At 38.4% G+C, this 6,000-nt stretch carries 5 protein-coding genes; all 5 read left to right on the top strand.

All coding sequences use genetic code 11. The features are described 5' to 3' along the window. The first annotated feature begins 233 nt into the window (after nt 1–233). The 5 genes from D5F11_RS18190 (at nt 234) to D5F11_RS18205 (ending at nt 5,741) form a co-directional block, all read left to right on the top strand. Complete coding sequence (locus D5F11_RS18190; RefSeq protein ID WP_185830772.1) at nt 234–2,123, top strand: serine hydrolase domain-containing protein; 1,890 nt, start codon at nt 234–236, stop codon at nt 2,121–2,123. A 308-nt stretch (nt 2,124–2,431) separates the two neighbouring features. Next, nucleotides 2,432–3,193 (top strand): ABC transporter ATP-binding protein, encoded by a 762-nt coding sequence (locus tag D5F11_RS18195; protein WP_120119412.1) that lies wholly within the window; start codon nt 2,432–2,434, stop codon nt 3,191–3,193. Beyond that, on the top strand, nt 3,183–5,030 hold the full coding sequence (locus tag D5F11_RS18200; protein ID WP_120119413.1) for an FtsX-like permease family protein: 1,848 nt from the start codon (nt 3,183–3,185) through the stop codon (nt 5,028–5,030). Before D5F11_RS18195 ends, D5F11_RS18200 begins: the two co-directional genes overlap by 11 nt. Nucleotides 5,031–5,113: 83 nt before the next feature. Next, entirely contained in the window at nt 5,114–5,236 is a 123-nt protein-coding gene (locus D5F11_RS27855; protein WP_280519810.1) for a hypothetical protein, read from the top strand. A 172-nt stretch (nt 5,237–5,408) separates the two neighbouring features. Then, nucleotides 5,409–5,741, top strand: coding sequence for a DUF1093 domain-containing protein (locus tag D5F11_RS18205; RefSeq protein WP_120119414.1), 333 nt, complete (start codon nt 5,409–5,411; stop codon nt 5,739–5,741). Nucleotides 5,742–6,000: the final 259 nt, after the last annotated feature.

The following is a 6,000-nucleotide window of genomic DNA, read 5'->3' on the forward strand; positions in this document are numbered from 1 at the left end:
TAAAGGGTCATTACCACTCTTTCCTGGAATTGGTGCAAAAAATGGCCTCCATGGTTCATTCGGTTAAACGGCTTACGCCTATGAGGGCCGAGGGAGGACTCACTTTTTTACCAATGCTTCTTACACCTGAATGTCCCTCTAGTATTTTAGAAACCTATGAACGATTGCAAAGAAGAGAACGTCCAATCTATAAGAGAACAAGAAAGGCTTGCAAACAAAAGGAGGAGTATGGATTGAAAAAGATTATATGTCTGTTTTTCATAGCGGGGTTGTTTCTTTTCCCACTTGCAACTTTTGCTGAAACGAAACAGCTTCCCTCAGGCTTAAAGGTAGATCAAGTTGAGGAGACGGTTGATCATATAATGGAGAAGTATATTGGAACGGAAATTCCTGGCGCAGCCCTTGCGATAGTAAAGGATGGGGAAGTTCTCTTACTAAAGGGGTACGGTCTTGCTGATATAGAGGAAGATTTACCGGTCGATCCGGAGAAAACGGTTTTCGAGGCAGGATCAGTCTCGAAGCTATATACATGGAGTGCTGTTATGCAGCTAGTGGAGCAGGGAAAGCTGGATTTAAATGCTGATATTCGCAAATACTTACCTGAGGACTACCTGAACCTCACATTTCCAGATAAAATCACGATGCTAGATTTAATGAATCATACAGTTGGATTCGAAGATAAAGCAGATCAGCTACTAACGACAGATCCAGAAAAAGTGATTCCACTAGAGAAGTTTCTATCAAAGGAATACCATCAGCCAAAGCAAGTATTTAAGCCAGGCACAGTTACAGCTTATTCAAACTATAGTACTTCGTTGGCAGGATTCATTGTGGAACGTGTATCTGGAAAAAGCTATTCGAATTATATGCAGGAAAATATGATTGAAAGGCTTGGAATGTCGCACTCAACCTTTGCAACAAACTATCTTGAAATTCCCGAAATAGCTGATTTTAAAGGAGAAAGTTATCAAAAAATTGGTGATCACTTTGAGACAGTGGATTGGGCATTTGTAAATGACGCGCCCGCAGGTTCTTTAAATACGACGGCAGCGGATATGGTTCAATTTATGATCGCTCAGCTTGATTCAGAAGACACTTCATTATTCGAGCAACCGATCACTTTGAAAAAAATGCATGAACAAACATATCAGGTTCATGAGCGCTTACCAGGAAATGCTCATGGATTTTGGGAGCGATATAGGGGGAATTATCGTTTACTTGAGCATGGTGGGAATGTCATTGGGTATACCTCACAGTTGACTCTTGTTCCAGAAGAAAAGTTTGGATATGTGCTATTAATGAATGTGGCAAATGAGATGACCGGATTAAGAGTTGATTTGATGGATGAATTAATTGGAAAGCAGGAATTGATTGAACAAGTGGCAAAAAGTGAGAATGATGAGGCCGTTCAAGGTACTTATCGAATGGCAAGGGGACTGTACACCAACTTTTTAAAGCTTTTACCGATTCTGAGCAATAGCGATGTAACCATTCACCAAAATCCTCAAGGAGGAATCGACTTTATTTCGACGATGGCACCTGAGCCGATTCACTATATAGAAACAAGTCCATTGCTCTATGAACGTGCTGATGATACGCTTACTTTATTAGATAAATCAGGCTTAGATGCGAGCAGAATCGCTTTTGAATTGGATGATAAAGGGAATGTTATCAGGATGTCACATGGGGTGGTTAGTGATTATCTTCCTGTAAAATTAAAGGAACGTGTGGGTGTAAATCTAGTCATCATTTTGATTAGTGTGATGACGTTTATCCTCTACTCAATCGTTTTCGTCGTTAGGTGGGGAATAAGAAAGTTTAAGAAGAAAGAGAAGGTGGGCTTGCATTGGGCGGCACCATTATTATCCGGTGTGGGACTTTTAGTTGCAGTGAACAGCACCATCCTACTGAGTCGCTATACGTCCAATCCATTTCAACCATTATCGCCCATGCGCATACATGTGTGGATCAATTGGTTACTCCCTATCATGACTGTGGTGTGTGCCTGCTTCATATTTAAGCATTTTAAAAACAGTAAGCTATTCGGGAAAATAGCACAATTACTCTTGATTTTCATTTGTTGTATTTTTACCTTATTTCTTCTCAATTTCCACTTCATTTAAACTGGGCAGTCTTGCCCGGTTTTTTTTAATGGACTTATTCGATAGCCCCTTCTGGAGTGTGTCTGGAAGGGGCTACGCAGCGATGCAGTCATTTATTTCCCTCGCTTAGAGACCTTCTATCATTTATTTAGATAGAAGGTTGTTTTATTTCAAAAGCGACCTTTATTCCCTCGACACAGCTGCCAATGAAAGCAGCCGTTTTTGAAGATGACAATTTTGTCATCTTGCTGTCATGTTCAAAGATTTTTGGGAGCAGGAGAGGGCGGTTATACTAAAATCAGCGAAAGAAACAAAGGAGTGGATCGCACATGGCAAATACAATTTTAAACGTAAAGCAACTTCAAAAGGAATATACAGGAGAAATCACATTTAAGGCATTAAAAGGGATCGACTTTCATTTAAAGGAAAATGAATTTGTTGCTGTAATGGGACCATCTGGCAGTGGAAAAACAACATTTCTTAATTGTATCTCCACAATTGATCAGCCTACTAATGGAGTCATTACGATTAATTCTAAAAACCCATATGAGTTAAATGATGATGAACTGGCGAAATTTAGACGATCAGAACTTGGTTTTGTTTTTCAAGATTTTAACTTGGTTCATACATTAACAGTTGAAGAGAATATTTTATTGCCGCTGACACTTGATTCCATAGATGAGAAAGAAATGAGAGAGCGTTTAATAAAAATTGTCGATTTTTTAGGGATCGGAGAGATTTTACAAAAGCGTACATTTGAAATTTCAGGTGGGCAGAAGCAACGCGTGGCGATTGCAAGAGCGGTTATTCATGAACCTAGTTTATTATTAGCGGATGAGCCAACCGGAAATTTGGATTCAAAAGCGGTCAATAGTGTAATGGGGTTGTTTGAATCCATTAATGAGTCTTTTAACACAGCCATATTAATGGTGACGCATGATGCTTATGTTGCCAGTTTTGCGCAGCGAGTCATCTTTATAAAAGACGGAGTGCTTTTTAATGAGATACATCGAGGTGAAATCAAGCAGCAATTTTACCAAGAAATTATGGATACTCTCACATTTTTAGGTGGTGGTCGACATGAGTTTTAATCATATTGTCGTTCAAAATATTTTACGAGATAAATCGACGTATATTTCTTACTTTTTAAGCAGTGTGTTCTCCATTCTCATCTTTTTCCTTTTTTCAACAACAGCTTTCCATCCGATGATGACAGAAATTGATACCACAAGCACACTGGGAATCACAATGCTGCTTGCCAGCTTTTTTATTTATATTTTCTCGTTTGTCTTTATCATTTATTCGCTATTTGCTTTTTTAAAGAAGAAGACCAAAACACTTGGCGTATTTATGATGACAGGTGCTTCCCTAAAGCAAATTCGCAAAATGGTTTTTAGAGAAAATATGCTTGTTGCCGGGGCAGCCATTGTCACAGCGATTGCACTCGGACTGATCATCGCACCGTTATTTTTAATGGTGGCTAAAAAAATATTACGTGCGGATAGCTTTGGTATGTATGTACCTATGCAAGCCATCATGTTAACGGTTGTTTTATTTGTTATTTTATTTATTGTCGTATCCAAATGGATGACACGCTTTATTAAAAAAGAAGAAATCGTACAGCTCCTAAAATCAGATGTGACTCAGGAAAAGCTTATTACATCAGCGCCATTGAAATTAGTGCTATCCACGATTGTCAGTGCCTCTTTATTCGTGTCAATCATCAAGGAAATGAGTTGGATAGCGTCTTTTGAAACGCTTGGCTATATTGCTTTATTTGTCAGCCTATTATTAACCCTTTATTTCGTAGTTACTCAAGGTGTGCTGTTGGCCATTGGTCTATTGCAGAAAAGACCATCATATTTTCAAAAAACGAATATGCTGTTTGTTTCCAACTTAAAGGCAAAAGGACGTTCCCATGCGCATATTATGTACCTTTTAACGATTTTACTGCTTGGTGTTTTTGTATGTACAAGCGTTCTATACAGCTCCTACTATAATGTGAAGAAAAATGCTGAGGCCGCATATCCTTACAGCTTCCAATATGTCTCCCTTCCTAAAAATACATCGGAGGCCGAGAAGGAAGATATTGCGTTTATTGAAGAGACATTAGGCAAAGAAGGGAAGGTTACTGTCGATTATTCAGCCTTTAAAGCTGATGATGAGCATTGGATTGGCTTTATGTCCGTTTCGAATTATAATGCACTTGGTTTGCATAAGCCGATCACCCTTAAGGACAACGAGTATTATGTTGCAGCCGGTAATACAGGTGTACAGCCAAATACTGAAACCACCCAGGATTACCCATTTGGTGAGCTTCAGTATGCCGGTCTGGAAGAAAAGAATATTTTATCAACAGGTCTACGAAATGCGTATTTTATTGTTCCAGATGAAGTATACGAAACAATTGATTATCCCGTTTATAAAGTGTTTGCCTATGAGGTAGATCAGTGGACAGAAAAGGTAGAAGTGGCTGAAGCCGTTTTATCACGGATTCAAACGGAGCCTGATCTTCACTTAACAGCTTCTAAAATTGATTTATATGATGCGGAAAAATTTGTGAAGAGTATCATGTTCTTCATCGGATTTATGTTGAGTTTGATCTTTATGAGCGCAGCAATGAGTATTCTTTATTTCTACCTGCAAACATCACTTGCAGGAGAAAAGGAAAAATATGCGGGTATTCGAAAAATCGGTCTTTCTTTGAAAGAACTATCCTCTGTTGTAACGAAGGAGCTGGCGACTTTAATTTTCGCCCCGTTTACCATCGCAGCTATTGTCTTATTTGTAGCGATGTTTGGTATGCATAGCTATATTTCATCAACATTCTCCCAAATGACAGCGATCGGAGTAGGTATATTTTTACTGCTGTTTGTTATAAGTTTTTTCATCATCCGACGGAGCTATTTAAACAAATTAGTAAATTAATACGTACAACTACTGAAAGAGGATTCTTAACATCCTCTTTCCATCCTGTTTTTTAGGCTGTTGGATAGATGGAGTGAAAATGTATGAAACGAATAGATGAATTAGATTTCTTGCGCGACTTTGCCTTAGTAGGGATTGTTCTGATTAACATTACACAAATGATAACTACCTTGTCCCCGAACAGGGAACATTTGATTATGTTGTAAGGGTCGCTTTGGATTATGGCTGAGTCAGAGGTTTTTCCCGATTTATTTGGAATTGGTTTTTATCTGTTTCTATAAAAAGGCTACGAACAGCGGAAATCTGGTTTTTAGCAGTAGCTACTAACATATAGCATTTCATTATCGAAGAAGTTTATAAATACGAGGAGGAGTAAGCATGAAAATGATTAAAGCTTTCGCGATATTTAGTTGTCTAGCGACTTTTATGTTAGTCGGTTGTGGTAAAAAAGAAGTGATAATTGAAAAAGATTATTATGTCCAAATTGATGAAGAACCAGAACAAACTAATAATGAGGGGCAATATGTTTATAACATAAAAGGATTCGAAGGGAATGGGAACGAAAAGGTTGTATATTTTTATGTTGAAGAACCATACGAAATAGGAACGCTGTTACGAGTACCTAGAAGTATCGAGGGATATACCGGAGATCCTGAGGTGATTGAAGCTGATGATTTGTCTAAAGAGGTTAAAGAGAAATTAAATCTATAAAACTAGTTTCAGGGATCAATCCTAAAAGGGAGTCAGAATGATGCTGTACCCTGTCTCAACTGCATAAGTTAGAAGCACAGAGAGGGGGGGCAATCCTTCTCTTAGCTAGTTTGTGGACAAATCAAATATGTAGGCCGGGAGTGTAAACTTAACCGTGTAAGTGAGAGAGCGTACGGCTCTTGCTTCGCTGTTTGGTTTTTTTTATTGGTAGAATACAATAAATGAATGGGAGGTATTTCTAATGGCTAAATCTAAACGA

It is taken from the genome of Siminovitchia terrae (assembly GCF_003605405.2).
GTDB lineage: Bacteria > Bacillota > Bacilli > Bacillales > Bacillaceae_C > Siminovitchia > Siminovitchia terrae.

What these genes read in the sequence shown, in the direction of transcription:
- D5F11_RS18195 (WP_120119412.1), top strand. Translation starts at nt 2,432, where the DNA reads ATGGCAAATACAATTTTAAACGTAAAGCAACTTCAAAAGGAATATACA.
- D5F11_RS18200 (WP_120119413.1), top strand. Translation starts at nt 3,183, where the DNA reads ATGAGTTTTAATCATATTGTCGTTCAAAATATTTTACGAGATAAATCG.
- D5F11_RS27855 (WP_280519810.1), top strand. Translation starts at nt 5,114, where the DNA reads ATGAAACGAATAGATGAATTAGATTTCTTGCGCGACTTTGCCTTAGTA.
- D5F11_RS18205 (WP_120119414.1), top strand. Translation starts at nt 5,409, where the DNA reads ATGAAAATGATTAAAGCTTTCGCGATATTTAGTTGTCTAGCGACTTTT.